The following is a 25,672-nucleotide window of genomic DNA, read 5'->3' as shown; positions in this document are numbered from 1 at the left end:
CATGACCGCGCCCCACACCACCGCGCCCCCCACCACCGCGCTCCCCACCACGGCGCCCCCCGCCACCGCCCCGGGCGCAGCCTCGCACCACACGAGCGACCTCGTCGTCATCGGCGCGGGACCGGCGGGCCTGTACGCCGCGTACTGCGCCGGGTTCCGGGGCCTGAGCAGCACGGTGGTCGACACGCTCGCCCACCCCGGCGGGCAGATCTCCGCGCTCTACCCGGAGAAGTTCCTCTACGACGTCGCCGGGCACCCCGCCGTCCGGGGCCGCGACCTGGTGGCCGCACTGCTGGCCCAGGCCGCCCCGTTCGAGCCGCGCCAGCTGCTCGGGCAGACCGCCGACACCCTGACCCGGGACGGCGGGGACTGGCTGGTCGGCACGGACGCGGGGAGCGTGGTGCGCACCGGGGCCGTCGTGATCGCCGCGGGTCTCGGCAGCTTCCGCCCGCGCACCCTGGCCTGTGCCGTTCCGTACGAGGGCCGGGGCGTGGCCTACCACGTGGCACGTCTGGAGGACCACCGCGACCAGGACGTGGTGGTCGTCGGAGGAGGAGACAGCGCCGTCGACTGGGCGCTCGCGCTCGCTCCGCTGGCCCGCAGCGTCACCCTGGTGCACCGCAGGGGTGCCTTCCGCGCCCACGCCTACAGCGTCGCCCAGCTCCACGCCTCCTGTGTCGAGGTGGTGACCGACGCCCAGGTGACCGCCTGTCACGGCGCCGGCCACCTGGCGCGCGTGGAGATCACGCGGGCCGGCACCGTCCTGGACCGGCCGGCTCAAGCCCTGGTCGCCGCGCTGGGCTTCTCCAGCACGCTCGGGCCGATCGCCGAGTGGGGGCTCGACCGGGAGAACCGCCAGATCCGGGTCGACCAGGCCATGCGCACCAACCGCCCCGGCGTGTACGCCGTCGGCGACGGCTGTACCTATCCGGGCCGGGTCCCGCTCATCTCCGTGGGGTTCGGGGAGGCCGCCACCGCCGTCAACCACGCCGCCGTGGACCTGCGCCCCGGCAGCCGCCTCGCCCCCGAGCACTCCTCCGACGCCGTCCCCTCCCCGGGCCGCCCCGTCCACCGGGACGGCCGCGCGGGAAGCGGACAGCTCCTGACGAACGCCTAGGAAGCCGCACCCCGATGATCCTCAAGAAGCTCACGCTGGAGCCGCAGGGCCTGGAGGTCATGCTGCCGGCCGGCTCCCGCCTCACCGACCTCGAATACGAGCTGCCGCAGCGCGTCATCCCCTTCGGCTGCCGGTCGGGGGCGTGCGGCGCCTGTGTGGTCGAGGTCCTGGAGGGCGCCGATTCCCTCGGCGAACCCGACCTCGACGAACTCGACTTCCTGGAAGACCTCGGCAAGTCCGGCGGCCGTCACCGCCTGGCCTGCCAGTGCCGCCTCCTGGACGCCGCGACGCTGCGCGTCGTGGACAACTGACCCAACCGCCAACACATCCGCACGGAACCGAAGGAACAACCACCGCCATGAGCAACCGAGTTGTCAACGTGGGCTACGAGAACCGCGTTCCCTTCCTGAACGCGGCGGCCTCCGCCGAGCTGCGCGCCGACATCGACCGGCAGATCGACCAGCAGGTGGACGAGTGGTACGCCAACGTGCCGCACGCCGCCCACCTGGAGAGCAAGAACGTCGACTCGGCCTACTACAAGCGCCACCTGGTCGAGACGGCGTGGCGCATCCGCCTGCTGCGCGTCGCCGAGTCGAAGGCACTGGTCGAGATCGCCAAGCGCAGCCCCGAGGCGGCGCAGGTCTGGGCCAACTACGAGCAGGAGGAGATGCTCCACGACGAGCTCTTCATCGACGACCTCGCGAAGGTCGGCGTCTCCCGCGAGGAGTTCCTCGCCACCGAGCCGTACCTGTCGACGAAGCTGCTCACCGGCTACTTCTCCTACCTCCTGGACCACGAGGGCCCGCTCGGCGTCGTCGCCTACTCCTACCTGGTGGAGTACGTGAACGTGAAGCTGGAGCCGCGCAAGCTGGTCGCGCTCAAGGAGTCCGTGGGCGAGAAGAACCTGGCCGGACAGATCAGCCACTCGCACACCGACATCAACGACGACCACCCCGGCGAGGTCTGGGCGGCGCTGCGCTTCCTGATCCGCGGCGACGAGGACATCGCGGCGCTCCGCACCTACCTGCGCGAGCACCAGTCGATCCTCGCCTCCTACTACAAGGAGCTCTACGAGGACACCATCCTCGGCGCCGAGCAGGCCGCGGAGCCGGTAGCCGTCTGACCGCGCGCCACCGCCGGGGACACCGCGGGCACCGCTCACCGGCGGCCCGCCCGCCGTGTCCCCGGCGGGGCCACCCCCACTCAGAAAGGACGGCCGGGTGAGCCACCCCACCGCCCCCGAGGACCAGTCCGCGGACCGCGGCGGCGTCCTCCTGCTCAGCCACGTCGGCTTCTCCTTCCTGGAAGACCTGATCGGGGCGCTCGACAGCCGCGGGCTCAAGACGTACGTCCTGACGTCGCTGCCGCTGCCCGAGCACCTGCCGGGGCGCCTGGAGGACCTGGCGGCGAAGGCGTACGACGTACGGGCCACCGACCGTCACGCCCTGACGCGCGACGACGTCGAGGAGCACCTCGCCGCGCTGCGCCGCCGCGGCGAACGCGTCCTCGGCTGCCTCACGGTCTGGGAGGGCTACCGCCATCTGATGGCGCACGCCAACCAGCTGCTCGGCACCGCGGACTTGACGGAGCGTCAGGTATGGGCGCTGCGCGACAAGCTCGCCCTGCGCAACGGCCTCGCCGACGCCGGCCTCAGCCGTGCCCGCGCGGTGGCGCTGACCCCCGAGTCCCTCGCCGACCGTCAGGCCGCTCAGGGCCGCCACTTCGTGAAACCGGTCAGCGGCATCGCCTCGTTCGGCACCTTCCCGCTCGGCGCGGACACCACCTGGTCCGACATCGAGCGGATGGCCGAGGAGGCCCGCCGGGACCCGGTCTACGCCTCGGCGTTCGGGGCCGACGTGCCGTTCCTCGTCGAGGACTACCTGCCGGGACGCGAGTTCAGCTTCGAGGTGCTCGTCGCCGACGGCACGGCGCACGTGGTCGCGGTGCACGAGAAGTGCGAGGTCACCGAGACCGCCGGAGCGGTCCTGGAGAACGCCTGCACCAGCCCGCCCCACTCGCTCGGCGCGGACCAGCTCGCCGCGGGTCACGCCTGGGTGCTCGGCCTCCTCGCCCACCTCGGGCTGCGCTGGGGCTGCTTCCACATCGAGGCCCGCCACCACGAGGGCCGCTGGGAGCTGATCGAGGCGAACCCCCGCGTCGGCGGCGCCCTGATCTCGCACAGCGTGAAGGCGCTCACCGGCACGGACGATCTGCTCGGCCTCTGGATCGACCTGCTGCTCGCCGCCGCGGACCCGGCCGCCCTGCTCCGCTTCACCCGGCGGCTCGCGGCGATCTCGTACGCCCCGGACGGCACCACCCCGGCCACCCGCGCCACCTTCTTCCGGGTGTTCTTCGCCGAGCGGGGCCGCATCACCCGCATCGGCCTGGCCCAGGAGCTGCCCGTACCGCCCGTCGTCGTGCAGGTGCTGCTCAAGGAGGGCGACCGGATCGACTCCGACGCGCGCGAGGTCTTCCTCGGCCAGCTCCTGTGGAGCGTCGCCCGCGACGAACAGGAGCAGCTGCTTCCCGAACTGATGCGGGCGTCCCAGGACGCCATCGAAGTCCACTACGCGATCTGAGACGCCCGGCAGATCACCCGAAGGCAGGAGACCACGATGCCGCATGCCCCGGCGCGGTTCTTGATAATCGACTACAACCTGAGCCGCATCGACGACGTCCGCCGCATGCGGGACCACGCCCACCGGGCCCACGACGCCCCGGTCACCCTGGTCCGCGCCGCTCCCACCGACGCGGACCGGCTCATCTGCGACGAGGTGATCGACCTCGACCCGCTGCGCGCCGACTTCGCCGAGGCCGGCGAGAAGCTGCTCGGCGCCCGGCGCGAGGAGTTCGGCGCGGGCATCGTCTTCTCCGACAACGCCGTGCGCGGCGGCGCCGAGCTCCTGACGCGCCTCGGTCTCGCGGTGGACGCGCCGGACCTGGCCGAGGGGGCCTTCTGCAAGCTGGCGTACCGCCGCGCCGAGGACCGGGTGCGTCAGGCGCTGGCCGCGCAGCGGGTCCTGGTGCCGGGTTTCGCGCGCGTCGAATCCCTGGCGGAGCTGCGCGCGTTCGCCCGTAGCCACCCCGACGGCTTCGTGGTCAAGCCCACCAAGGAGGGCAACAACCGCGGCGTGGTCCTCGTCCGCCCCGGCGACGACCTGGCCGCCGCCTTCGCGGAGGTGGCGCCCTATCTGTCCGGCGGCCTGATCTGCGAACAGCTCATCCCCTACCGCCGCGAGTACTCCTACGACGGCCTGGGCCCGCTGTCGTTCGTCACCGAGAAGCTGAGCGCCGCCGGCCGCTATCCGGTCGAGGTCGCCCAGGTGCTGCCCGCCCGGGTCGGCGCGGTGGGCCGGGCCACCCTGGAGCGGGCGGGACGGCAGGCCAACGTCCTGGTCGGCCAGTGCGACGGCCCGTTCCACAACGAGATCAAGCTGAGCGACGACGACCGGTACGCGGCGGTCGTCGAGCCCAACCGCCGCCCGGCGGGCATGAAGATCTGGTCGCTTGCGCACTGGGTGTACGGCATCGACCTCTACCGGGCCTGGGTGGACTCGGCCTTCGGGGCCGACCTCCCGGCCGGCCTGCCCGACCCGTCCTGCTCGGCCGCCACCGTGATGCTCGGCGTCACCGAGGACCGGCTGTTCAGCCCCGACGACGTACGGCCCGGAGCCACGCCGTTCGAGGACGCGCTCGCCGCCACCGCCGCGACGCTGGGCCTGCGCCCGGGCGAACTGACGGCCCGTGACTTCGGCTGGCTGGCCGCGGAGCGGCGCCCGCTGCACGCGGTGCCGCGCGACAACGCCGACTTCGCGGCCCAGGGCTGCCTGACGCTGCACACCGACCGGGTCGACATCCGTGACGTGGTGCGGACCCTGCGCCAGGTCTGGCCGGCCGCCCTGGACGCGAGCCGCGGCCACGACCGCGGCCGGGCCCACGCAACCGAGCTGGAGACTTGCCGATGAACATCCTGATCCTGCACCGCATCCCGTACGCCAAGATCGAGTACGCCCGGGGCATCGACCACACCCGGCACCGGGTCACCTACCTGGGCACCGGCCCGGCCCTCGCCACGCTGCCTCAGGACCTGGTGTGCGAGCGGGTGGAACGGCCCGGCGAGCGGGGGACGTTCGACGAGGCGGCCGCGTGGCTGGACGGCTCGGGGCGCGCCTTCGACCGGATCGTCTCGCTCTCCGAGTACGAACTGCTCGACGCGGCCCGGCTCCGCGAGCGGTACGGGGTGCCCGGCGCCCCGGTCGACCAGGTCACCCTCGCCCGGGACAAGGTCCTCATGAAGCGGGCCGTCGCCGAAGCCGGCCTGCGGGTGCCCCGCTTCCTCCCGCTCGCCTCCTTCCTGGAGCACGGCGGCCGCGCGCCCTGGAGCGGGGCGACCGTCCTCAAGCCGCACCGGGGCGCCTCCAGCGTCGACGTGACGGTGTTCGGCAGCGCCGCCGAAGCCCACGAGGCGCTGCGCGACGGTCGCAGCGGCGTGGCCGCGCTCGACGCCCGGGACCGGGCGGGGGCCGTCGACGACTTCGAGGTCGAGGAGTTCGTGGAGGGGCCGGTCCGCCACTACGACGGTCTCGTCGAAGGCGGCAAGGTGCTCGCCGTGGGTGCCAGCGAGTACCTCGGCACCTGCCTGGCCTACGCGCAGGGCCTGCCCATGGGCTCGTTCCAGATCGACTGCCCCGACCCGGTGCGCGACTGGGTGGCCGCCGTGCTCGCCGCGGTCCGCATCGAGGACGGCAGCTTCCACCTCGAAGCGATCGTCCACCAGGGCGAGTTGGTGTTCCTCGAGGTCGGCAACCGGGTCGGCGGCGCCGACGTGGTCGGCGTCTTCGAACGGGCCACCGGCATCCACCTCCCCTCCTGGGAGTTGCGGATCCTGCTCGGCGAGCGGGTCGCGGCACAGCTGCCGGCCCCGTCCGCCACCGGCTCCTGGTACGGGTGGTTCGTCCATCCCGGCCACCACCTGGCAGGCCAGGCCTTCGACGGCTTCGACGGGGCCGAGGCGTTCCGCACCGCGCCCGAGACGGTCACCTGGCACGAGCTCGCGCCGGGCTCCCCCCTGCCCGGCCACGTCACGTACGGCGCCCACGAGACCGCCCTGGCCGGGATCGCGCGGACCGCGTCGCCGGAGCACACCCGGCGGTGGATGGCGGACCTCTTCCGCTCCTTGCGCCTTCGCACCACCACCGGCGACGCCGGTGCCCTGAAGCAGCAGAACGGAGTACAGGCATGACCGAGCTCAGGATCCACTGGGGCTCAGCGCTGGACAGCGGGCAGAAGAAGAGCACCGAGAAGTACCGCTCGGACGTGCTCGACCTGGACGGCGCGGTGGAGTTCGCGCAGGAGGCCGACGCCCTCGGCGTGGAGTCCCTGCTGATGGCGCAGAGCTACAGCCTGCCCGATCCGCTGCCCCTGCTCGGTGCCCTGACCCGGGAGACGGAACGGGTCCGCTTCATCCTGGCCTACCGGCCGGGCCTGCTCTCCCCGACGCTCTTCGCCCAGCAGGTCAACACCGTGTCCTGGATGTCGCGGGGACGGATCGCGCTCAACCTGGTCGCCGGGATCTCCCCCGTGGAGCAGGCCTACTACGGCGACTTCCTGGCGCACGACGACCGGTACGCGCGGGCCGGCGAGTTCCTCGACGTGCTGCACCGCCTCTGGCGCGGCGAGACCCCGCTGTCGTACGAGGGGGACCACTACCGGCTCCACGACGCCCAGTTGGGGCTCGGCTTCCACGGCGGCGGCCGGCCCGAGATCTACATCAGCGGAGCCTCCGAGGTCGCCCAGCACACCGCGCTGACCTACGGCGACTGCTGGTTCCGGTACGGCGACACACCGGCCGCCATCGCCGGGGCGACCGGACCCTTCACCGAGCGGGGCGTCGGCGTCGGCCTGCGGATGCAGGTGCTGGCCCGCCCGACGCGCGAGGAGGCGCTCACCGACCTCGCCGAGGTCATGCGCGACACGGACGAGAACCACCGGGCGTTCGTGTCCCGGTTCGTGGCCGCCGCGGACTCCGCCGCCGTCAAGAACTCCCTGCGGCTCGCCGAAGAGGCGGACCACGGCTGGATGTCGCCCGTCCTGTGGTCCGGGGCGGTCGCCTACCGGGGCGGGCCCGCCCTGTGCCTGGTCGGCAGCTACGCCGAGATCGCGGCCGAGCTCATGGCGTACAAGAGCTCCGGGGTCACCCAGTTCATCTTCTCGGGCTGGCCCGCCCGCGACGAGATGCGCCACTTCTACACCGGGGTGCTGCCCCTGCTCCGCGAGCTGGAGCGCGCCGCGGAACAGCGCGCCGCCCGCCCGCGGGAAGCGGTCGCACGATGAGCGGGACACGGCCGCGCCGGGCGCTGTTCGCCGCCGGGGTGCTGCTCGGCCTGATGGCCGAACAGCTGGTCCTGTTCAGTGTTCCGCTGCTCATCTTCCAGAACACCGGCAAGGTCTCCACGCTCGGCTTCGCGTACGCGCTGGAGTGGCTGCCCTGTCTGCTGGTGTACCCGTTCGCCGGGCTGATGGCGGACCGGGACGGCGGCCCCCGGCTGTTCTCCCGCGCCAACACCGCGCGCGGCCTCGTCCTCGGCTCGACCGCGCTGCTCTGCCTGTCCGTGCCGTCGTGGACGACCGGTGCGCTGATGGTCAACGGGGCCCTGCTGTCCACCCTGGTCGCACCGGTGCGGATGTCCATCGAGAAGACCGTCCCGCAGCTCGCCACGGACGAGGACCTGCCGCGCACCCAGGCGCTGTTCCAGAACATGGAGCTGCTCGCCATGGCGCTCGGGCCCGGTCTCGCCGTCGTGGCGGTGGCGGTGATCGGCAAGATCTGGTTGCTGGGGCTCGCCGCGCTGATGTTCCTGTCGGCCGCCGCCTGCTGGCGCGGGCTGCCCCGCGGCACCCGCACCGCGGGCACGGCCACCCTGCGTGGAAGCCTGGGGGAGCTGGGGCTCGGCTGGAGACTGCTGCTCGGCAACCGGCCGGTGGTGCTGCTCGCGAGCCTGAACTTCGCCATCAACCTGGTCTTCGCCACCATGCTCGGCGCCAACGCGGCCGTCGTCACCGATGTGTTCAAGGCCCCGGAATCCTCGTTCGCGCTCCTGAACATGCTGGTCGGGATCGTCGGGCTGGCCAACCTGCTGATCACTCCGCGGCTCCTGAAGCGGTTCGGAGTGGGGCTGATCGGCGTGGTCGGCTACACCACGCTGTGCGTCTGCCTGCTCGTCCTCGGCCTCGCCCCGTCGTTCGCGGTGTACGCCCCGGCCTTCGTCGCCGCGCTGTGCGGGGTCGCGTACTTCAACGTGTTCAACCGGACCGAGCGGGTCAAGATCATCCCGCGGCAGCACCTGGGCAAGGTGATGGGGCCGTTCTTCCTCGTCGGCCTGCTCTCCTACCCGATCGGCGGCCTGCTCATCAGCACCGTCGGCGCCGCCGTCGGTCCGCAGCGCCTCGTGGCCGCCCTCGCCGTGCTGATCACCGCGTTCGGCGCGGTCGTCCTGCCGCTGACCCTCCGGAGTTTCCGCCGGGCCCTCGCGGCCCGGCCGGCCACCCCCGCACCGGCCGCCCCGGAAGCCGCCGGGGCGCGCTGAGCGACCGGCCCGCCGACGCCACCCCTTCCGTACCGAACCACCGAGGAAAACCGTGACCGCAATGGCTCAGGACCTGTCCGCCCCCGTGGACAGCGACACCTTCCGCGAGGCGATGTCGCTGCTCGCGGCCCCGCTGACCCTCGTCACCACCCGGGACCGGGACGGGCGCCGCAAGGGCTTCACCGCCTCCGCGGTGACCTCGGTGTCGCTGGATCCGCCGCTGCTCCTGGTCGGGCTCGCCAACGACTCCAGCTGCCGGGCCGCGCTCACCGAGGCCGAGGGCTTCACCGTCAACCTCCTGGGGGCCCAGCACACCGCGGTGGCCCGGCAGTTCGCCTCCCGGGGCGTCGACCGCTTCGCCGGCCTCGACTTCGACGACTGGCCCGGCAGCGGCCTGCCGTACCTGAGCGACGCGGCCGCCGTGCTGCGCTGCCGCACCCACGCCCTGCTCCCGGTCGGCGACCACCAGCTCCTCATCGGCGAGGTGACCGGGGTACGCGTCCACGGCGACTGCGAGCCGCTGCTGTGGCACCGCCGGGCCTTCCACTCCACGCGACGGGCCGGGTGAGCCATGAAGGGCCGTCATATCGCCCTCGCCGTCCTGGTCACCGCGGTCTGGGGCGTCAACTTCTCCGTGATCAAGATCGGTCTGCACGCCGTCGACCCGTTCATCCTGGCGGGTCTGCGCTTCGCGCTCTGCGCCTTCCCCGCCGTCCTGTTCATCCGCCGCCCCGACGTTCCCCGGCGCCATCTCGCAAGCTACGGGCTGGTGTTCGGGGTGGGTCTGTGGGGCGTGGTCAACCTGGGGGTGCGGACGGGGCTCTCGGCGGGGATGGCCTCGCTGGTGCTCCAGTCCAGCGCCTTCTTCACCGTCCTGCTCGGGGCCCTGGTGTTCCGGGAGGCGCTGACCCGCTTCCAGCTCGCCGGAGCCGCGGTCGCCCTGGTGGGCCTGGCCTGCACGGCGTTCATCACCGACGGCAGCGTCACCCTGGCCGGGCTCGGCCTGGTCCTGCTCGGCGCGGCCGCCTGGAGCGTCGCCAACATCATCCTCAAGAAGGCCGGGCCGAAGGACGTGCTCGGCTTCCTGGTGTGGTCCTGCCTCTTCTCGCCGGTACCGCTGTTCGCCCTTGACCTGCTGGCCAACGGGACCTCCGGCTACACCCACCTGGCGGCCCAGGTGGACCTGACGGCCGTCGCCTCGGTCCTCTTCCAGGTCTACCCCAACACCCTGTTCGGGTACTGGATGTGGAACCTGCTGCTCAGGGAGTACCCGGTCTCCACCGTCGCCCCGCTCTCCCTGCTCGTCCCGGTCTTCGGCATCGTGGGATCGATGGTGATCTTCGGCGAGCGGCTGTCCGCCCTGAAGGGCCTCTCCCTCCTGCTGATCGTCCTCGGCCTCGCCATCGGCCTGTACGGCGGCCGGATCCTCGCGGCACTGCGCCCGCCCCGCCCCGCCCGAGCCTGACGCCGCCCAACCCTTCCCTGGAGGAACCCATGCCCTCGCACCTTCCGGCCCGGCCGGCGCCGTCGATGATTCCCGGAGTGGTGGACGGGACCGTGTACCTGTCGCTGGACTCCGAGCGGAGCCTCTCGCTGCACGTCTCGATCCGGGACAGCGACGACTACATCGAGCTGATCCTGACCGAGGAGCACGCCCGGGCGCTCGGCGCCCAGCTCGTCGCGGGAGAGCCGGACGCCTCTTTCCTGGCGTCCTGCTCGGTGGGCGTCCGCCTGGCCCCGCCCGTCAGGGCGTGACACAGGGGGAAGGGGCGCCCGCCGGTCTGGCGAGCGCCCCTTCCCCCGTGTCACCGGCCCGGAGCCGCAGGTCAGTTGCTGTCGCCCTTGCGTTCGCCGAGGGTGACCGTGACCGTGTTCTCCTTGCCGTCCCGCTTGTACGTGAGCGGGACCTGGTCGCCCGGCTTGTGCGTCCAGATCTCGCTGATCAGCGTCGGGCCGCTGTCGATGGGCATGTCGCCGAACTTGGTGATGACGTCGCCGGGCTTGAGACCCGCCTTGTCCGCCGGGCCGCCCGGGGTGATCGGCTGCTGGCTCGCGGTGCCCTGCGGGGAGATCTGGGCCCCGTCGGCGTTGCCCGCGCCCGGGCCGCTGCCCTGCTGGATGCCCACCGAGGCGCCGATCACCGGGTAGACCGGCTGGCCGGTCTTGATGAGCTGCTCCGCGACGTTCTTCGCCTGGTTGATCGGGATGGCGAAGCCGAGGCCGATCGAGCCCGCCTGCGACTGCCCCATGCCGCCGCCGCCCGTGCCCGCCGACTGGATCGCCGAGTTGATGCCGATGACCGCGCCGGCCGAATTGATCAGCGGGCCGCCCGAGTTGCCCGGGTTGATGGAGGCGTCGGTCTGGAGGGCGCTCATGTACGAGGCCTTGGAGTTCTGGCCGTCGCTGGAGGCCACCGGGCGGTTCTTGGCGCTGATGATGCCGGTGGTGACGGTGTTGGAGAGGCCGAACGGGGCGCCGATCGCGATCGTCGAGTCGCCGACGGCCACCTTGTCGGAGTCGCCGAGCGAGAGCGGCTTCAGGTTGGCCGGGGCGTTCTTCAGCTTGATGACGGCCACGTCGTACCCCTGGGCGCGGCCCACCACCTCGGCGTCGTACTTCTTGCCGTTGGAGAAGGTCGCGGACAGCTTGCCGCCGCTCGCCGCGGAGGCCACCACGTGGTTGTTCGTGAGGATGTGGCCTTCCTTGTCGTAGATGAAGCCGGTGCCCGTGCCGCCCTCGCCGTCGTTGCCCTGCGCGTCGATCGTCACCACGCTGGGCAGCGAGTTGGCGGCGACGCCCGCGACCGTGTTCGGGTCGCGCTTGAAGTCCTTGGGCGTGTCGGAGGAGGCCACGGTGGTGGAGCCCGAACCGTTGTTGTCCCGGTCCGCCGCGACGTAGCCGATGGCTCCGCCGATGCCGCCGGCCACCAGGGCGGCCGCCACGACCGCGGCGATCAGCCCGCCGCCGCGCCTGCGCGGGGCCGGGGGCTGCGGGGCTCCCCACGGCTCGCCGCCCTGGCCACCGCCGCCGTAGGTGGGGAGCGTGGGCGGGGGCGGCGGCCAGCCGGCCCCGCCGCTCTGCGGGGGCGCCGACTCGTGCGCCGCGTACGCGGGCCGGGCCGGAGCTTCCGGCACCGGGGGCCGCTGCTCGGTGACCGGGTCCCGGCCGGGCTGCTCCGACGCCTCCTGCGCGGGCGGCACGGGCTCGTGGACCAGGGTCTTCTCCGCCTCGGCGGGCGCGGCGTCCGACGGAACGGGGGCGGCGGGGGCCGCGGCGGGCTCGGGAGGTGCAGCAGGTGCAGACGACGGGGCAGGCGGGACGGCCGGGACCGCGGTGCCCTCGTTCTCGGTGCTCACAGCTTGCTCTCCTCGGTTTCCACTCGGTCTTGGGGACGGTCCGGCGGGCCGGCTGATGCCGGTGCGGGTGGCGCCGGGGCGCCTGCGTGGGAGCCCCGGTGACCACCATGGTGCGCCGGGGGTACGACATCGGATCACGCACTGTGCGGATGACTCCGCTCAGCTTTTCCCACCGCACGTCAGGCCACTGTAAGCAGGAGCTGTGTATTCGTGCGCCAACCTGTGACCCGGCGGTGGCACGATGACGCGGTGACCCAAGCACGGCAGCACAGCCCGCACACCCCCGACCGCGCCCCCGTTCAGGTGGTGGCCCACCGCGGAGCCTCCGAGGACGCCCCCGAGCACACGCTCGCCGCGTACGTGAAGGCGATCGAGGACGGGGCCGACGCCCTGGAGTGCGATGTCCGCCTGACCGCGGACGGACAGCTCGTCTGCGTCCACGACCGGCGCGTCAACCGCACCTCCAACGGCCGCGGCGCCGTCTCCGCGCTGGAGCTCTCCGAGCTCGCGGCGCTCGACTTCGGCTCCTGGAAGGACAGCGAGGAGAGCCCGGACTGGAAGGACCGCGAGTTCACCTCCGTCCTCACCCTGGAGCGGCTGCTCGAACTCGTCGCCGACGCCGGGCGGCGGGTGGAGCTCGCCATCGAGACCAAGCACCCCACCCGCTGGGCCGGCCAGGTGGAGGAGCGGCTGCTGCACCTCCTGAAGAGGTTCGGCCTCACCGAGCCGCCGGCCGGCGAGACCTCCCCGGTCCGCATCATGAGCTTCTCGGCGCGCTCCCTGCACCGGGTCGCGGCGGCCGCCCCCGACATCCCGACCGTCTACCTCATGCAGTTCCTCTCGCCCCGGCTGCGCGACGGAAGGCTGCCCGCGGGGGCGCGGATCGCGGGCCCCGGCATGCGGATCGTGCGCAACCACCCCGCCTACATCGAGCGGTTGCACCGCGCGGGACACCGCGTGCACGTCTGGACGGTGAACGAGCCCGAGGACGTGGATCTGTGCGTAAGCCTCGGCGTGGAGGCAATCATCACCAACCGCCCGAAACAGGTCCTGTCCCAACTGGGCCGCGCGTAACGCCCGTTACAGGGAGTGCACCGGCGCGTTCGCTCCGTGTCCGGCCGTGACGAATGCGTCGCCCGTCGCCCGTTGGCCGGTTTCCGGTCCAGTCCATTGGGGCATCCACACCGTGGCGTGGGGCGAAGGAGGTCTCGGGGGTGGCGTTGGTGGTGGCACAGGAGGTGCCCACGTCGTCGAGCATGGCCGTACCCCATGGCCCTGCGGGCGTGGGCAAGGCGAGACACCGGATGCGCGAGCAGCTGCTCGGCAGCGGGGTGTCCGAGCCGGTCGTGGACGATGCCGTTCTGATCCTTTCCGAACTGCTCAGCAATGCCTGCCGGCACGGCAGGCCGCTGGGGCGGTCCGACATAGGCGACGGAGACATCCGGGCGGCCTGGCGCATCGACAAGGCCGGGCGGCTGACGGTCGAGGTGACGGACGGGGGCGGCCCCACACGGCCGGTCCCCGCGACACCGTCGGTGACCGCGCGCGGCGGCCGGGGGCTGAACATCATCAGCGCCCTCGCCCAGGACTGGGGCGTACGGGACAGCGCGTCCGGGGAGGTCACCGTGTGGGTGATCCTCACCGCGGGGCACCGTCTCGACGATTTCGCTACGCGCGTCGCAGGGCCGGGAGCGGCGGCGGGCCTGGAGTACGCGGACGCGTTCGACGACCTCGACTGACCCGGTCCGACCCGGGCCGCCCGGACCGAGGGTCGTGCTGCCCGGGTCGCGCCCGGCCCGGGTGGCGCGTGCGGCTCCAAAGGCGCGCCGGGGGCCGCCGGGCCGGGAGCGGCACTCCCGGTGCGGCCGCCTCCGGGCGGCCGGTGCGGCTAGGCTCGCGCCCGACACAGCGACACCGCACCACCGCAGTCGGGAGAGAGCCACACCATGGCCAAGAAGCGTCCCCAGGCGAAGGCCGTCAAGCCGCAGATCAGCGACGGGGAGATCCCGGTCGTCGGGGCCCGTGAGCCCTGCCCCTGCGGCTCCGGCCGCCGTTACAAGGCCTGTCACGGGCGGGCCGCGTCGCACGCCGTGACCGAGCTGGTCCAGCGCCCCTTCGAGGGGCTGGCCGGCGAGTGCGACTGGGTCGCGCTGCGCGAACTGGTCCCGGCCGCGACCGTCCCGCTGACCCTCAAGGACGGGCTGCCCGAGGGCGTGCCGTCCGTGACGCTCGCGACCGTGCTGCCGATGGCGTGGCCCGCGCTGCGTCGCGAGGACGGGTCGGTGCTGCTCGGCCTCCAGAACGACACCCCCTCCGGCGACATCAGCCGCGACCTCGCCGACACGCTCCAGCGCGCGCTGGTCGCCGAGCCCGGCTCGCCGGTCGCCGCCCAGCGCGCCGAGTCCGACGGCGTGCGCCTGCAGGACCTGCTCGACGCGGCCGCCCCCTTCGAGCCCGAGGTGCACACCGGCTTCGAGTTCTGGGTGCCGGACGCCGACAGCGCGGCGAGCGAGGTGTCCGCCTCCCTGGAGCGGGCCAACGCCGCCGCGATCCCGACCGTACGGCTGAAGTCGGTCGACTCCTCGTACTGGTGCGAGACGCCCGAGAAGAACCACCTGCGGTGGGTCATGCCGCACCCCGAGGAGAAGCTCCTCGACGCGCTGGCCCGGCTGCACGCGGCCGGTACGTCCTCGCTCGGCGAGGGCACCCGGCTCGTCGGCTCCTTCCGGGCGCACGGCCTGACCGTGCCGGTCTGGGACCTGCCGTCGGACATGGGCGCCGAGGAGTGCGAGAAGCCTGCCGCCGAGTTCGCCGAGCGGCTCGCCGGGGCGCTCGCGAGCGAGGAGCCGCTCACCGCGGACGAGCGCCGCGCCCGTGGCGGGCTCACCAACCGCCAAGTGACCCTCAGCTGAGAGTGACCACGGGTACGGTTTCGGTCGACCGACAGGTGACTCCTGTCACAACTCCCCGTACCCACAGGTAAATCGGTGTCCGAATTACCGAGATCGAATTTGCGAACGACCGATCTCTTGTTACCGTTCTAATAGCCCGGTCGCTGGTGCATCCCCCGTCGCCAGCGACCGGGCCCTTCCATGTGCCGGCTCGCTCAACGAGCCGCGGCGTCCGAGGAGTTGCTCCCGGACCGCAGGAGCAGCGGTGAGTCCTCTCCCGCCGCCGAGAACTCCGAAACCGCCGAATACGCTCCCGTTCCCGGGGCCCGTCCCGCAGCGCTCTCGTGCGGGGTTTCGCAAGAATCCGGCTGGTCGTCGGCCGTCACCTGGCAGTTCGTCTCGACGGTGCGGCCGTCCGGGCCCATCAGGGTCAGCACCGAGCGCAGCTCCTGACCGGTGGCGTTGCGGTAGTAGGTACGGGCCCAGGTGTCGCGCCCCCGCTCCAGTACGCAGGTCTGCGCCTCGATCCCTTCGGGGGAGGCGAGTTCGGGTCCGCAGTGGGCGGCCGCGGTCCGCGCGGCCCGCGGCAGTGGCTTGTTCGCCCGCGCGAGGACGGGGGTGAGGGAGCTTTTTGCGTCATCCGCGGAGCCTCTTCCCGCGGGCTTCTCGGGCCCTCCCGCGGGGCCCGCGGAGGCCGCCAGCGGCAGCAGCACGGCGCCCACCACGACGGCGGTGAGCCCTGCCACGCGGAGGTGCTGGAGATTCATGGAGGGACCCGCCTGCCCTGGAATTCCTGATGGTGGGGCCGAAGATATCGACGGAAACCGGGCACCCGGCGGCGCGCACGCCCAATTCCCGTACAACCAGGGCCCGCTCACACCCGAAAGAGTGAAGGCGGCCCGGGAACCGGACCGCCTTCTCGCTCCTTGGGCGTCCCGCGCCGCGCGGGAAGCTCCTTGGGCGTCCCGCGCCGCGCGGGACCTCCCGCACGCTCAGTACGCCAGCCGGCTCCCGCCGTCCGGAGCGCTGGTGCTCGCCTCGACCAGCGCGTCCACCACCGCCTCCACGTCCGGCAGCCAGGGCCCGGGAGCCGTCCCCAGCGGGGGGCGCTCCCAGCGGATCTGGCCCTTGCCGGTCTGCGACGGGGGCAGCACCAGATATCCGCCCTCGCTGTGGAAGCGGAGCGAACTGGGCACCCAGTCCTTGGAGTAGAGCAGCTCGCCCAGGCGCTCCATCGAGTAGGGAGCGACCAGGAGCGACCACCGGGTGGGGGTCGCCACGACCGGGCCGAGCCGCACGCCCATGGAGTCGAGGACGGCGAGCGCCCGCGCTCCGGCGACGGCCGGGAGGCTGATCGCGCAGGGTGCGCCGGCGCCGGTGGCGAGCAGGACCGGCGCGGTGGGCCGGTTCGTCCACCACCAGCGGATCATGCGCTCGTCGGTGGTCGCCGCGAGCAGCACGGGGTCGAAGGGGTGTGCCCCGGGCACCACACATTCAGGGTCGGGACAGGCACAGCCGCGCCCGCCCGCCGCCAGTCCCGCGCCGGGAAGCACGGGCCATTTCCACCGGGTCGCACAGGTCAGCGCGGCGCCGAGCTGAGCAGCCCTTTCACTGCGCCGGAACCGGAACCTGCGTCGCCTTCCGAGGATCTCGCGCATGGGCGCTCGTTCCTTTCCGTTGAACGCCGAGTCCACATCACACCATGTGTGCATCTCTTCACTGCGCGTACTTGCTCTGTGGGCCTGCGGTAGGGGGAACCCGCCAGGACCGAACGCGGGCGGTCACCACTGGTTGCGACGGCCACTGCCCGTAACCATTTAAAGCATGGCGAAGGGTGGCGCGTACGTGGCGCTTGCCGTCCGGTGTGCAAAAACCCCGCCGCTCGGGGATGAGGCGGGGCCGGTCGGCTCCTAAGACGCTCAGGCCGGCCGCAAGGTTCCGGGGCATCCTCAACTGCCCCGGACCACACCGATTACGTACCCAACGCGGTTGAAACGACGCACAGTTGAACGGCCTCAGTCGACCCCAGAGCTGGGCCACCAGGGTCATTTTTTGGCCAAGTTGAACGCCCCACGGACACCAATAGTCCCGCTATGACAATGCTGGACATCCCCTCACTTGTGCGTGTACATGTGGATGCATTGATAGCGGCGCAGAATGACATGGGGGTTTGCGATGCTATTGCGCGGAATCGACCAGTCGGAAAGCCGGCTGCCATGAGCGCCCCTCACCTGCCGAAAGTGGCTGGAATCGATCCAGCCGTTCCGCCCCCCGCGCACACTCATGCGCCTCTGCCCTCACCCGCCGCCCCGACCCCACCCGGCGCGGTGCTCCAGGACCGGCTCGCCGGCTGGGTCTCCGACCTGACCACGCTGCACGAACTCACCGAGCGGCTCGCCCGCACGACCGCGCTCGACGACGCGCTGGACGAACTCCTCAGCGCCGGTGCCGCGCTGGTCGGCGCGCGGCGCGGGCTGGTCGTCCTGGAACCCGCCGACGGCCTGGGCCCGGCCGTCACCACCGGCCTCGGGCTCGCCCACGCCGACCTCGGCCACATCGAGACCGTCCCGCGCAGCGCGACCGCCTACGGCCGGATCCTGGACGGGCTGCCGGGCGCGGCCGGCGGCCCCGACCTCATGGCCGACCCGGACGGCCTCGACCCCCGCCACCGCGAAGTCGCCGCCCGCCTCGGCTACGCCGCCAGCTACGCCCTCCCCCTCACCACCGACGCCGCACAGCGGCTCGGCGCGGCCGTCTGGCTCTACGACGAGAGCGCGGAACCCGTCGAGCGCCAGCAACACCTGGCCGGGCTCTACATCCGGTACGCGGCCGAGCACCTGGGCCGCCTCGTCGAACTGGAGCGGGCCCGCACCCATGTGGCGACCGTCGCCGAGGAGCTGCTGCCCAGCCGGCTGCCCCGGGTCGCCCGCGTCCAGCTGGCCGCGCGCCACCGCACGGGACCGCGCGGCGGCGGCGACTGGTACGACGCGCTTCCGCTGCCCGAGGGCGCGCTCGGCCTCGCGGTCGGCTCCGTCACCGGGTCCGGGCCGAGCGCGGTGGCCGCCATGGGGCGGCTGCGCGCGAGCCTGCGGGCGTACGCCGTCATGGAGGGCGAGGATCCCGTCGCCGTGCTCTCCGACCTCGAACTGCTGCTGCGCCTGACCGAGCCCGCCCGCTCGGCGACCGCGCTCTTCGCCTACTGCGAGCCCGCCCGGCGCAAGATCGTCCTCGCCGGGGCCGGGCACGCCCCGCCGCTGATCATCGGGGACCGGCGCACCGAGTTCGTGGAGACCTCGCTCTCGGCGCCGCTCGGCATGCTGGCCTGCTGGGAGGCGCCGAGCGTGGAGATCTCTCCCGACCCCGGAGAAACGGTGCTGCTGTACACGGACGGGCTGCTGCACCGCACCGGCGACCCCATGGACCGGGCCTTCGCCCGGCTGCACGCGGCGGCGGCGAGCGTCCCCAAGGCGGTGCGCGACGACCCGGACGCCGTGCTCGACCACGTCCTGCGCACCGTGCTGCCCGACGGTCTCGACGCGGCGGACGGCGCCGAGGACGTCGTGATGCTCGCGGCCCGCTTCACCCAGCCGCGGTAAGAGGCACAACGACCCTGGACCCCCTTCCGCACGCCCGTACGATAGTGGGGGTCTCCCGTGGCTTTCCGGCCATGGGGGAGTCCGACGTCGTACTAGTGGAGGCAGACCGTGGCGGACCAGCTCACTCCGGAGACCCCGGAAGAAGCGGACGAGAAGCCGATCCAGCAGCGGAAGAACGGCCTGTACCCGGGCGTGTCCGACGAGCTGGCCGAGAACATGAAGTCCGGCTGGGCCGACACCGAGCTGCGCGACCTGGAGCCGATCGCGCAGGCCGGCCACACCGCCGACCGCCGGGCCGCGCTCTCGAAGCGCTTCCCGGGCGAGCGCCTGGTGATCCCCGCGGGCAACCTGAAGACCCGCTCGAACGACACCGAGTACAGCTTCCGCGCCTCCACCGAGTACGCGTACCTGACCGGTGACCAGACCGAGGACGGCGTGCTCGTCCTGGAGCCCACCGCCGACGGGCACGAGGCGACGATCTACCTGCTGCCGCGCTCGAACCGCGAGAACGGTGAGTTCTGGCTGTCCGGCACGGGCGAGCTGTGGGTCGGCCGCCGCCACTCCCTGGCCGAGGCCGAGCAGCTGCTCGGGCTGCCCGCCAAGGACGTCCGCGAGCTGGCCGCGGCCCTCGCCGAGGCCACCGGGCCGGTGCGCAACGTCCGCGGGCACGACGCCTCCATCGAGGCCGCCCTCGCCGACAAGGTCACCGCCGAGCGCGACGAAGAGCTGCGCGTGTACCTCTCCGAGGCGCGCCTGGTGAAGGACGCGTTCGAGATCGCGGAGCTGCGCAAGGCGTGCGACTCGACCGCCCGCGGCTTCGAGGACGTCGTCAAGGTGCTCGACAAGGCCGAGGCCACCAGCGAGCGCTACATCGAGGGCACGTTCTTCCTGCGCGCCCGCGTCGAGGGCAACGACATCGGCTACGGCTCGATCTGCGCCGCGGGCCCGCACGCCACCACGCTGCACTGGGTGCGCAACAACGGCGAGGTCCGCTCCGGCGACCTGCTGCTCCTGGACGCCGGTGTGGAGACGAACGAGCTCTACACCGCCGACATCACCCGCACCCTGCCGATCGACGGCACCTTCTCGCCGCTCCAGCGCAAGATCTACGACGCGGTGTACGAGGCCCAGGAGGCCGGCATCGCGGCCGTGAAGCCGGGCGCCGCCTACCGCGACTTCCACGACGCCGCGCAGCGCGTGCTCGCCGAGAAGCTCGTCGAGTGGGGTCTGCTCGGCGACCTCGGCGTGGACAAGGTCCTCGAACTCGGCCTCCAGCGCCGCTGGACCCTGCACGGCACCGGTCACATGCTCGGCATGGACGTCCACGACTGCGCGGCCGCGCGCACCGAGACCTACGTCGGCGGCGACCTGGAGCCGGGCATGTGCCTGACGGTCGAGCCGGGTCTGTACTTCCAGGCCGACGACCTCACCGTGCCCGAGGAGTACCGCGGCATCGGCGTCCGGATCGAGGACGACATCCTGGTCACCGAGGACGGCAACGTGAACCTGTCCGCCGCGCTGCCGCGCCGCGCGGACGAGGTCGAGGCGTGGATGGCACAGGTCAAGCAGGCCTGACCCAGGCCCGCCCGGCGTCCGGGGACGCGCGGCTCAGGACACCTTGAGCAGCGCGTCCTCGCGCCATTTCAGGATCTTGTCGAAGCTGACCACCGCGCCCCGGCCGGGCCGGTTCCTGAAGTGCACGTGGTCGGCGAGCTGTTCGATCAGGCCCAGGCCCCTGCCGTGCTCGGGCAGGGCGGCGGTCCGGGCTGGCACCGCGGCGCGCCGGCCGCGGCGCGCCGGAAAGCCGGGTCCGGAGTCGGCGACCTCGATGCGGCACTTCTCGCCGTCGAGGTACGCGGTCACCCGGTACGCCGCCGACGCGCTGTCCTCGACCTCGTCGCCGCCGTGCTCGACCGCGTTCGCACAGGCTTCGCTGAGCGCGACCGACAGGTCGTAGGAGATGTCCGGGTCAACGCCCGCGGTCTCCATGGTGCCGAGCAGGAGACGCCGCGCGAGCGGCACGCTCGCGGCCTCGCGCCGCAAGTGGAGGGACCACCAGATGCTCATGCTCCAGCCTCCTGGCTGCGGCGTTTGCGGCTCGACCCAGTCCTTCTCCCTACGGGCGCAGTATTGCCGCAAGTTCCCGTCCGTAAGCGCCCTCTTGACGTGATGGCGCCCATTCGGCGGATGTACGCGCCCCGCGCGCCGGTGTAAAGCACCCCGGAACCTTCCGCTCCGCTTGTCCGGAACCCCCGCCCCGTACCCAAAGGCGACCTTCCGGACCTGCCGTATGGGGCGGGTAAGCGCAGTGCGATGATGGCCCCGCCATGTCTACCCCCCACGCCCCCGCAGGCGCCGGTCTCCGGCTGCTCAGGGCCGCGGTGTTCGCCGCGGTCTGCGTCGTGCTGTCCGCGATGGGGCACGTCATGGCGGCCTGCGCGACCGTCCCCTGGTGGACGCTGCTCGCCGGTTTCCTCGGGGTGCTCGCGGTCGTGGCCCCGCTCGCCGGGCGGGAGCGCACGCTGCCGTCCATCGCGGGCGCGCTGGCGGCCGGACAGCTCGGCCTCCACATCCTCTTCGGCGTCGGCCAGCACACCGCGGCCCCCTCCGGCGGCGGATCCACCGGGGACCTCCCGCTGATCCGGTTCGCCGCCACGCTGATCTGCGGCCGCGGCGCGACCCCGCTCACCACGGCGGACGCCCAGCGCATCGTGACCGACGCGGGCATCGACCCGGCCCGCGTCACCGGCTCGGGCCACGCGGCCATGCCGGGGATGCACGGCATGGCCGACATGGTCTCCGGCGCGGGCTCGGCGCACTCCGCCTCGCTCGCCGCCTCCCTGCTGCCGACGCTGCCCATGCTGCTCTGCCACCTGCTGGCCGCCCTGGCCACCGGCTGGCTGCTGCGGCGCGGCGAGATCGCGCTGTTCCGGCTGGTGGAGCTGGCCACCGAGTCTGTCACCGCGGCCGCCGAGGCCACGGCCGTACGGTCGCTGCGCCGGGCCCTGGCCTTCGCGGCGGCCCTGTGCACCGGGCTCCTGGCGGCGGCCGGACCCGGCCCGCGCGCCCCCCTCGGGGACCCGCGCGCCCCGCTTCCCCTGCCCGGGGCGGCACTTCAGCACTCGGTGATCAGGCGCGGGCCGCCCGCAGCGTACGCCCTCGCAGCCTGAACGCGGCCCACTCCCCACACGTACGGCAGGGGTGGTGTCGCGGGTCCCCGCGCACCCGTGGCGCGGTGGACGTCCCCACCTTCCTGCTCACTGGAGTGTCTCTGTCATGAACGCTGCCCGTTCGCGCACCCGTCTCGCCGTGGTCACCTCGCTGGCCGCGGGGTCCGTCCTGCTGCTGTCGGGAACGGCCTTCGCCCACGTCACCGTCCAGCCCGAGGGCGCGGCCGCCAAGGGCGGTTACGCGGTGGTCGACTTCAAGGTCCCCAACGAGCGCGACAACGCCAAGACGGTGAAGGTCGAGGTCAACTTCCCGGCCGACCACCCGCTGGCCTCCGTCATGCCGCAGCCGGTGCCGGGCTGGAACGTCGAGGTCACCAAGTCCAAGCTCGACAAGCCGCTCACCGTGCACGGCAAGCAGATCAACGAGGCCGTCACCAAGGTGACCTGGAGCGGCGGGACGATCGAGCCCGGCCAGTTCCAGAAGTTCCCGCTCTCCGTCGGCTCGCTGCCCACCGACACCGACCAGCTCGTCTTCAAGGCGCTCCAGACGTACGACAACAACGAGGTCGTGCGCTGGATCCAGGAGACGCAGAAGGGCCAGCCCGAGCCCGCGAACCCGGCGCCGACCCTCCGGCTGACCGCCGCGGCCGGTGGCGGCGACGACGACGCGCCCGCCGCCGCGGGCGCTGCCGACAAGAAGACCGAGGCCGCCTCCTCGTCGGACACCGACACCACCGCCCGGGTCCTGGGCGTCGTGGGCATCGTGGCCGGCGTCGCCGGAGTGGCCTTCGGGGTGTTCGCCGGACGCCGCCGCTCCGCGTAACCCCTCCCCTGCACCCCTTCGACCGGAAAAGACCGGAAAATCACCCCATGCGCACCAAGACCGCGCTGACTGCCGCCGCCCTCGCGGCGGCAGCGGCGCTCACCCTGACCGCGTGCGGAAGCAGCGGTGACAGCGGCTCCAACAGCGCTGTCGCCGATGTCTCCGCCTCGGCGAAGACCCAGGCCGCGACGCTGCTCGACCGGCCGTTCACCAAGCCCGGCTTCGTCCTCACGGACACCAACGGCAAGAAGTTCGACTTCCGCGCCGAGACCAAGGGCAAGCCGACGCTCATCTACTTCGGCTACACCAACTGCCCGGACGTCTGTCCGCTCACCATGGGCAACATCGCCGTCGCCAAGAAGGCGCTGCCCAAGGCCGACCAGGACAAGCTCCAGGTCGTCTTCGTGACCACCGACCCCGAGCGCGACACCCCCGCCTCGCTCGGCAAGTGGCTCAAGGGCCAGGACCCGTCCTTCATCGGCCTGACCGGCGACTTCGCCACCATCCAGGCGGGCGCCCGCCAGCTGGGCATCGGCATCGACCCGGCCACCAAGGACAAGGACGGCAAGGTCGTCTCGATGCACGGCGCCCAGGTCATCGCCTTCTCCCCGAAGACGGACCAGGGCTACGTCCTCTACGGCGAGGACGCGACCGTGGCCGACTACACCAAGGACCTGCCGAAGATCATCAAGGGGGAGAACCCGTGAACCGCCGCACCACCCACGCCGTCCGCACCACCGTCGCCGCCGCCATAGCCCTGTCCGCGGGCCTCGCCCTGGCGGGCTGCTCCGGCAGCGCCGACGCCAAGCCGAAGCTCCAGGTGAGCGACGCGTTCATGCCGGTGCCGACCAGTGACATGGCCGGCGGCTTCCTCGTCGTCAAGAACGACAGCAAGACCGCCGACAAGCTCACCAAGGTCACCAGCGACCTGTCGGACAACGTCACGATCCACGAGACGAAGAACCAGAAGATGCAGGAGGTGACGTCCTTCGACATCCCCGCGGGCGGCGAGCTGGACCTCGAACGCGGCGGCAGCCACATCATGTTCATGGGGCTCAAGAAGAAGCCGAAGCAGGGCGAGAAGGTCACCATCGAGCTGCACTTCGAGAAGGCCGACCCGGTCAGGGTCGACCTCCAGGTGAAGGAAGCCACCTACAACCCGAAGCACCACTGAGGTAACCAGAGGGACTTGAGGGACTGACATGACGGCCACCGCCCCACGCCTTCGTACCACCGCGAGCCGGCCGCTGATCCGGCTGCTGCTCGTCACGGTGGCGCTGCTCGGCGCGCTCTTCGCGGGCGCCGTGCCCGCGTCCGCGCACGCCGCACTGACCGGCAGCGACCCGAAGGAGGGGGCGGTGGTCGCAACCGCTCCCGCGCAGGTCGCCCTCACGTTCTCCGAGGGCGTCGCCCTGGACGCCAACTCGATCCGGGTCCTGGACCCGACGGGCAAGCGGTCCGACACCGCCGAACTCGTCAACATGTGCAGCGGGGACGTCGTCAAGTACGGCGTCCGGCTGCGCACCGGCATCCCCAACGGCACCTACACGGTGGCCTGGCAGGCGATCTCCGCCGACAGCCACCCGGTCTCCGGCGCCTTCACCTTCTCCATCGGCGCCCCCTCCGCGACCACCGCGGTCGTCCCCACCCAGCAGGTGGGCGGCGGCCCGGTCGGCGTCCTCTACGGCATCGCGCGGTACGCGGCGTACGGCGGCTTCGTGCTGCTCACCGGCGGCGCCGCCTTCGTGCTCGCCTGCTGGCGGCGCGGGGCGACCGTGGGTCCGGTGCAGCGTGTCGTCGTCGGCGGCTGGCTCACGATGACCGCGGCCACCCTCGCGATGCTGCTGCTCCGCACCCCCTACACCGGATCCGGGAAGCTCTCGGACGCCTTCGACCTCAACGGGCTCCGGGCCGTCCTGGAGACCAAGCCGGGCGCGGCGCTCATCTCCCGGCTGCTGCTGCTCGGCGCCGCCGCCCTGTTCGTGTCGGTCCTGTTCGGCGCGTACACCAGGCGGGACGACGAGGGCGAGCAGGACGAGAAGAAGGACCTCACCTTCGGCCTGGCCATCGGCGGAGCCGTCGTCGCCGCCGGTCTCGCCGCGACCTGGGCGCTCGCCGAGCACGCCTCGACGGGGCTCCAGCCCGGCGTCGCCATGCCCGTCGACGTCGTGCACCTGCTGGCCGTGGCGACCTGGCTCGGCGGACTCGTCACCCTGCTGGTCGCCCTCTACCGCGCCCCGGGCATCGAGCGCGCCGCCGTCCTGCGCTTCTCCCGCATCGCGTTCTGGAGCGTGACCGTTCTCGTCGCGACCGGGGTCTACCAGTCCTGGCGGCAGGTCGGCACCTGGTCGGCGCTGGTCGACACCGCCTATGGGCAGCTTCTGCTGGTGAAGGTCGCCCTGGTCGCCGTGGTCGTGGGGACCGCGTCGGTCTCGCGGCGCTGGACCGCGCGCCTGTCGGAGGGCACCGCGCCGGAGGCCGAGGCCGCGCTGGTCGTCGAGCAGCGCGCGAGCGAGCCGGAGCCCGTCACCGTCCCCGACGACGGCAAGGACGCCAAGCGGGCCGCTCAACTCGCCCGCCAGCAGGCCGCGATGAGCACCGCCCGCGAGAAGCGGATCCGCGACGCCGACCCCGAGCGGACCGGGCTGCGCCGCACGGTCCTGGCCGAGGCCGGCGTCGCCGTGGTGCTGCTCGCCGTGACGACCGTGCTGACCTCGACCGAGCCCGCCCGCACCCAGGAGGCGGTGGACCGGGCGAAGGCCGGGTCCCAGATCGCCGTCGCGGACCGGCCCGTCGACATCCGGCTACCGTTCGACACCGGCGGCCCGAACGGCAAGGGCACGGTCAAGCTCGCCCTCGACCCGGGCCGGACCGGCTCCAACGACCTCCGGGTCGCGCTGGAGGACCCGGACGGCAAGCCCAAGGACGCCCCCGAGGTGAAGGTCGCCTTCACCCTGGCCGCGAAGTCGGTGGGGCCGCTCCCCGTCGTGCCCGACCGCGTCGCCGCCGGGCAGTGGAAGGCGAGCGGCGTCCAGATCCCGATGGCGGGCGACTGGCAGATCGCGGTGACCGTACGCACCTCGGAGATCGACGAGACCACCGTGGACAAGAACGTCAAGATCGGCTGAGTAGA

General features: G+C 72.5%; 25 protein-coding genes. 21 read left to right on the top strand and 4 right to left on the bottom strand.

The features are described 5' to 3' along the window. Position 1 precedes the first annotated feature (1 nt). The 11 genes from AC07F3_RS14805 (at position 2) to AC07F3_RS14755 (ending at position 10,458) form a co-directional block, all read left to right on the top strand. Positions 2-1,117: an NAD(P)/FAD-dependent oxidoreductase gene (locus tag AC07F3_RS14805; RefSeq protein WP_479113960.1), complete on the top strand. Its 1,116-nt coding sequence runs from the start codon at positions 2-4 to the stop codon at positions 1,115-1,117. 14 nt (positions 1,118-1,131) lie between these two features. Continuing rightward, on the top strand, positions 1,132-1,428 hold the full coding sequence (locus AC07F3_RS14800; protein ID WP_479113959.1) for a 2Fe-2S iron-sulfur cluster-binding protein: 297 nt from the start codon (positions 1,132-1,134) through the stop codon (positions 1,426-1,428). Positions 1,429-1,475: 47 nt separating this feature from the next. After that, entirely contained in the window at positions 1,476-2,240 is a 765-nt protein-coding gene (locus AC07F3_RS14795) for a hypothetical protein (RefSeq protein ID WP_479113957.1), read from the top strand. A 97-nt stretch (positions 2,241-2,337) separates the two neighbouring features. After that, a complete protein-coding gene (locus tag AC07F3_RS14790; protein ID WP_479113955.1) occupies positions 2,338-3,696 on the top strand; it encodes an ATP-grasp domain-containing protein in 1,359 nt (452 codons plus the stop codon). 36 nt (positions 3,697-3,732) lie between these two features. After that, positions 3,733-5,082 (top strand): ATP-grasp domain-containing protein, encoded by a 1,350-nt coding sequence (locus tag AC07F3_RS14785; RefSeq protein WP_479113953.1) that lies wholly within the window; start codon positions 3,733-3,735, stop codon positions 5,080-5,082. After that, positions 5,079-6,359, top strand: coding sequence for an ATP-grasp domain-containing protein (locus AC07F3_RS14780; RefSeq protein ID WP_479113951.1), 1,281 nt, complete (start codon positions 5,079-5,081; stop codon positions 6,357-6,359). Before AC07F3_RS14785 ends, AC07F3_RS14780 begins: the two co-directional genes overlap by 4 nt. Further along, positions 6,356-7,450, top strand: coding sequence for an LLM class flavin-dependent oxidoreductase (locus AC07F3_RS14775; RefSeq protein ID WP_479113950.1), 1,095 nt, complete (start codon positions 6,356-6,358; stop codon positions 7,448-7,450). Before AC07F3_RS14780 ends, AC07F3_RS14775 begins: the two co-directional genes overlap by 4 nt. Continuing rightward, a complete protein-coding gene (locus AC07F3_RS14770; RefSeq protein WP_479113948.1) occupies positions 7,447-8,703 on the top strand; it encodes an MFS transporter in 1,257 nt (418 codons plus the stop codon). The genes AC07F3_RS14775 and AC07F3_RS14770 overlap by 4 nt, the downstream gene beginning before the upstream one ends. 61 nt (positions 8,704-8,764) lie before the next feature. Continuing rightward, positions 8,765-9,271, top strand: coding sequence for a flavin reductase family protein (locus AC07F3_RS14765; RefSeq protein ID WP_479114061.1), 507 nt, complete (start codon positions 8,765-8,767; stop codon positions 9,269-9,271). A 3-nt stretch (positions 9,272-9,274) separates the two neighbouring features. Then, positions 9,275-10,168, top strand: a complete 894-nt coding sequence (locus AC07F3_RS14760; protein ID WP_479113946.1) for an EamA family transporter — start codon at positions 9,275-9,277, stop codon at positions 10,166-10,168. A 29-nt stretch (positions 10,169-10,197) separates the two neighbouring features. Beyond that, positions 10,198-10,458 (top strand): hypothetical protein, encoded by a 261-nt coding sequence (locus AC07F3_RS14755; RefSeq protein WP_479113944.1) that lies wholly within the window; start codon positions 10,198-10,200, stop codon positions 10,456-10,458. Positions 10,459-10,529: 71 nt separating this feature from the next. On the opposite strand, the gene AC07F3_RS14750 is transcribed toward AC07F3_RS14755, so the two are convergent. Beyond that, on the bottom strand, positions 10,530-12,059 hold the full coding sequence (locus tag AC07F3_RS14750) for a S1C family serine protease (protein ID WP_479113942.1): 1,530 nt from the start codon (positions 12,057-12,059) through the stop codon (positions 10,530-10,532). A 249-nt stretch (positions 12,060-12,308) separates the two neighbouring features. Between AC07F3_RS14750 and AC07F3_RS14745 the strand changes: the two genes are divergently transcribed. The 3 genes from AC07F3_RS14745 (at position 12,309) to AC07F3_RS14735 (ending at position 14,971) form a co-directional block, all read left to right on the top strand. Beyond that, on the top strand, positions 12,309-13,133 hold the full coding sequence (locus AC07F3_RS14745; RefSeq protein ID WP_479113940.1) for a glycerophosphodiester phosphodiesterase: 825 nt from the start codon (positions 12,309-12,311) through the stop codon (positions 13,131-13,133). A 53-nt stretch (positions 13,134-13,186) separates the two neighbouring features. Beyond that, on the top strand, positions 13,187-13,798 hold the full coding sequence (locus AC07F3_RS14740; RefSeq protein WP_388972263.1) for an ATP-binding protein: 612 nt from the start codon (positions 13,187-13,189) through the stop codon (positions 13,796-13,798). A 207-nt stretch (positions 13,799-14,005) separates the two neighbouring features. After that, positions 14,006-14,971, top strand: coding sequence for a DUF5926 family protein (locus AC07F3_RS14735; RefSeq protein ID WP_479113938.1), 966 nt, complete (start codon positions 14,006-14,008; stop codon positions 14,969-14,971). Between the two features lie 194 nt (positions 14,972-15,165). Here the strand turns inward: AC07F3_RS14735 and AC07F3_RS14730 are convergent, their stop codons facing one another. Both AC07F3_RS14730 and AC07F3_RS14725 read right to left on the bottom strand, forming a co-directional pair. Next, the gene (locus AC07F3_RS14730) at positions 15,166-15,717 is read right to left on the bottom strand and encodes a hypothetical protein (RefSeq protein WP_479113936.1); all 552 of its coding nucleotides are present in this window, start codon (positions 15,715-15,717) and stop codon (positions 15,166-15,168) included. A 225-nt stretch (positions 15,718-15,942) separates the two neighbouring features. After that, on the bottom strand, positions 15,943-16,608 hold the full coding sequence (locus tag AC07F3_RS14725) for a bifunctional DNA primase/polymerase (RefSeq protein WP_388972265.1): 666 nt from the start codon (positions 16,606-16,608) through the stop codon (positions 15,943-15,945). 441 nt (positions 16,609-17,049) lie between these two features. Between AC07F3_RS14725 and AC07F3_RS14720 the strand changes: the two genes are divergently transcribed. Further along, complete coding sequence (locus tag AC07F3_RS14720) at positions 17,050-18,546, top strand: PP2C family protein-serine/threonine phosphatase (protein ID WP_479114059.1); 1,497 nt, start codon at positions 17,050-17,052, stop codon at positions 18,544-18,546. Positions 18,547-18,654: 108 nt separating this feature from the next. Then, a complete protein-coding gene (locus AC07F3_RS14715) occupies positions 18,655-20,121 on the top strand; it encodes an aminopeptidase P family protein (protein WP_479113934.1) in 1,467 nt (488 codons plus the stop codon). A 33-nt stretch (positions 20,122-20,154) separates the two neighbouring features. Here AC07F3_RS14715 and AC07F3_RS14710 read toward each other — a convergent pair whose 3' ends face one another. Further along, complete coding sequence (locus tag AC07F3_RS14710) at positions 20,155-20,613, bottom strand: ATP-binding protein (protein ID WP_479113932.1); 459 nt, start codon at positions 20,611-20,613, stop codon at positions 20,155-20,157. A 260-nt stretch (positions 20,614-20,873) separates the two neighbouring features. Between AC07F3_RS14710 and AC07F3_RS14705 the strand changes: the two genes are divergently transcribed. The 5 genes from AC07F3_RS14705 (at position 20,874) to AC07F3_RS14685 (ending at position 25,667) form a co-directional block, all read left to right on the top strand. Further along, the gene (locus tag AC07F3_RS14705) at positions 20,874-21,716 is read left to right on the top strand and encodes a hypothetical protein (RefSeq protein WP_479113930.1); all 843 of its coding nucleotides are present in this window, start codon (positions 20,874-20,876) and stop codon (positions 21,714-21,716) included. Between the two features lie 106 nt (positions 21,717-21,822). Further along, positions 21,823-22,539, top strand: coding sequence for a YcnI family copper-binding membrane protein (locus AC07F3_RS14700; RefSeq protein ID WP_479113928.1), 717 nt, complete (start codon positions 21,823-21,825; stop codon positions 22,537-22,539). A gap of 47 nt (positions 22,540-22,586) precedes the next feature. Then, positions 22,587-23,246, top strand: a complete 660-nt coding sequence (locus AC07F3_RS14695) for an SCO family protein (protein WP_479113926.1) — start codon at positions 22,587-22,589, stop codon at positions 23,244-23,246. Continuing rightward, positions 23,243-23,713: a copper chaperone PCu(A)C gene (locus AC07F3_RS14690; protein WP_479113924.1), complete on the top strand. Its 471-nt coding sequence runs from the start codon at positions 23,243-23,245 to the stop codon at positions 23,711-23,713. Before AC07F3_RS14695 ends, AC07F3_RS14690 begins: the two co-directional genes overlap by 4 nt. A 28-nt stretch (positions 23,714-23,741) precedes the next feature. Continuing rightward, positions 23,742-25,667: a copper resistance CopC/CopD family protein gene (locus AC07F3_RS14685; protein ID WP_479113922.1), complete on the top strand. Its 1,926-nt coding sequence runs from the start codon at positions 23,742-23,744 to the stop codon at positions 25,665-25,667. Positions 25,668-25,672: the final 5 nt, after the last annotated feature.

The sequence above is a fragment of the Streptomyces sp. NPDC045846 genome, assembly GCF_056431605.1.
The sequence above is the reverse complement of the archived record's forward strand: the minus strand, read 5'-3'. Positions and strand labels throughout refer to the sequence as shown.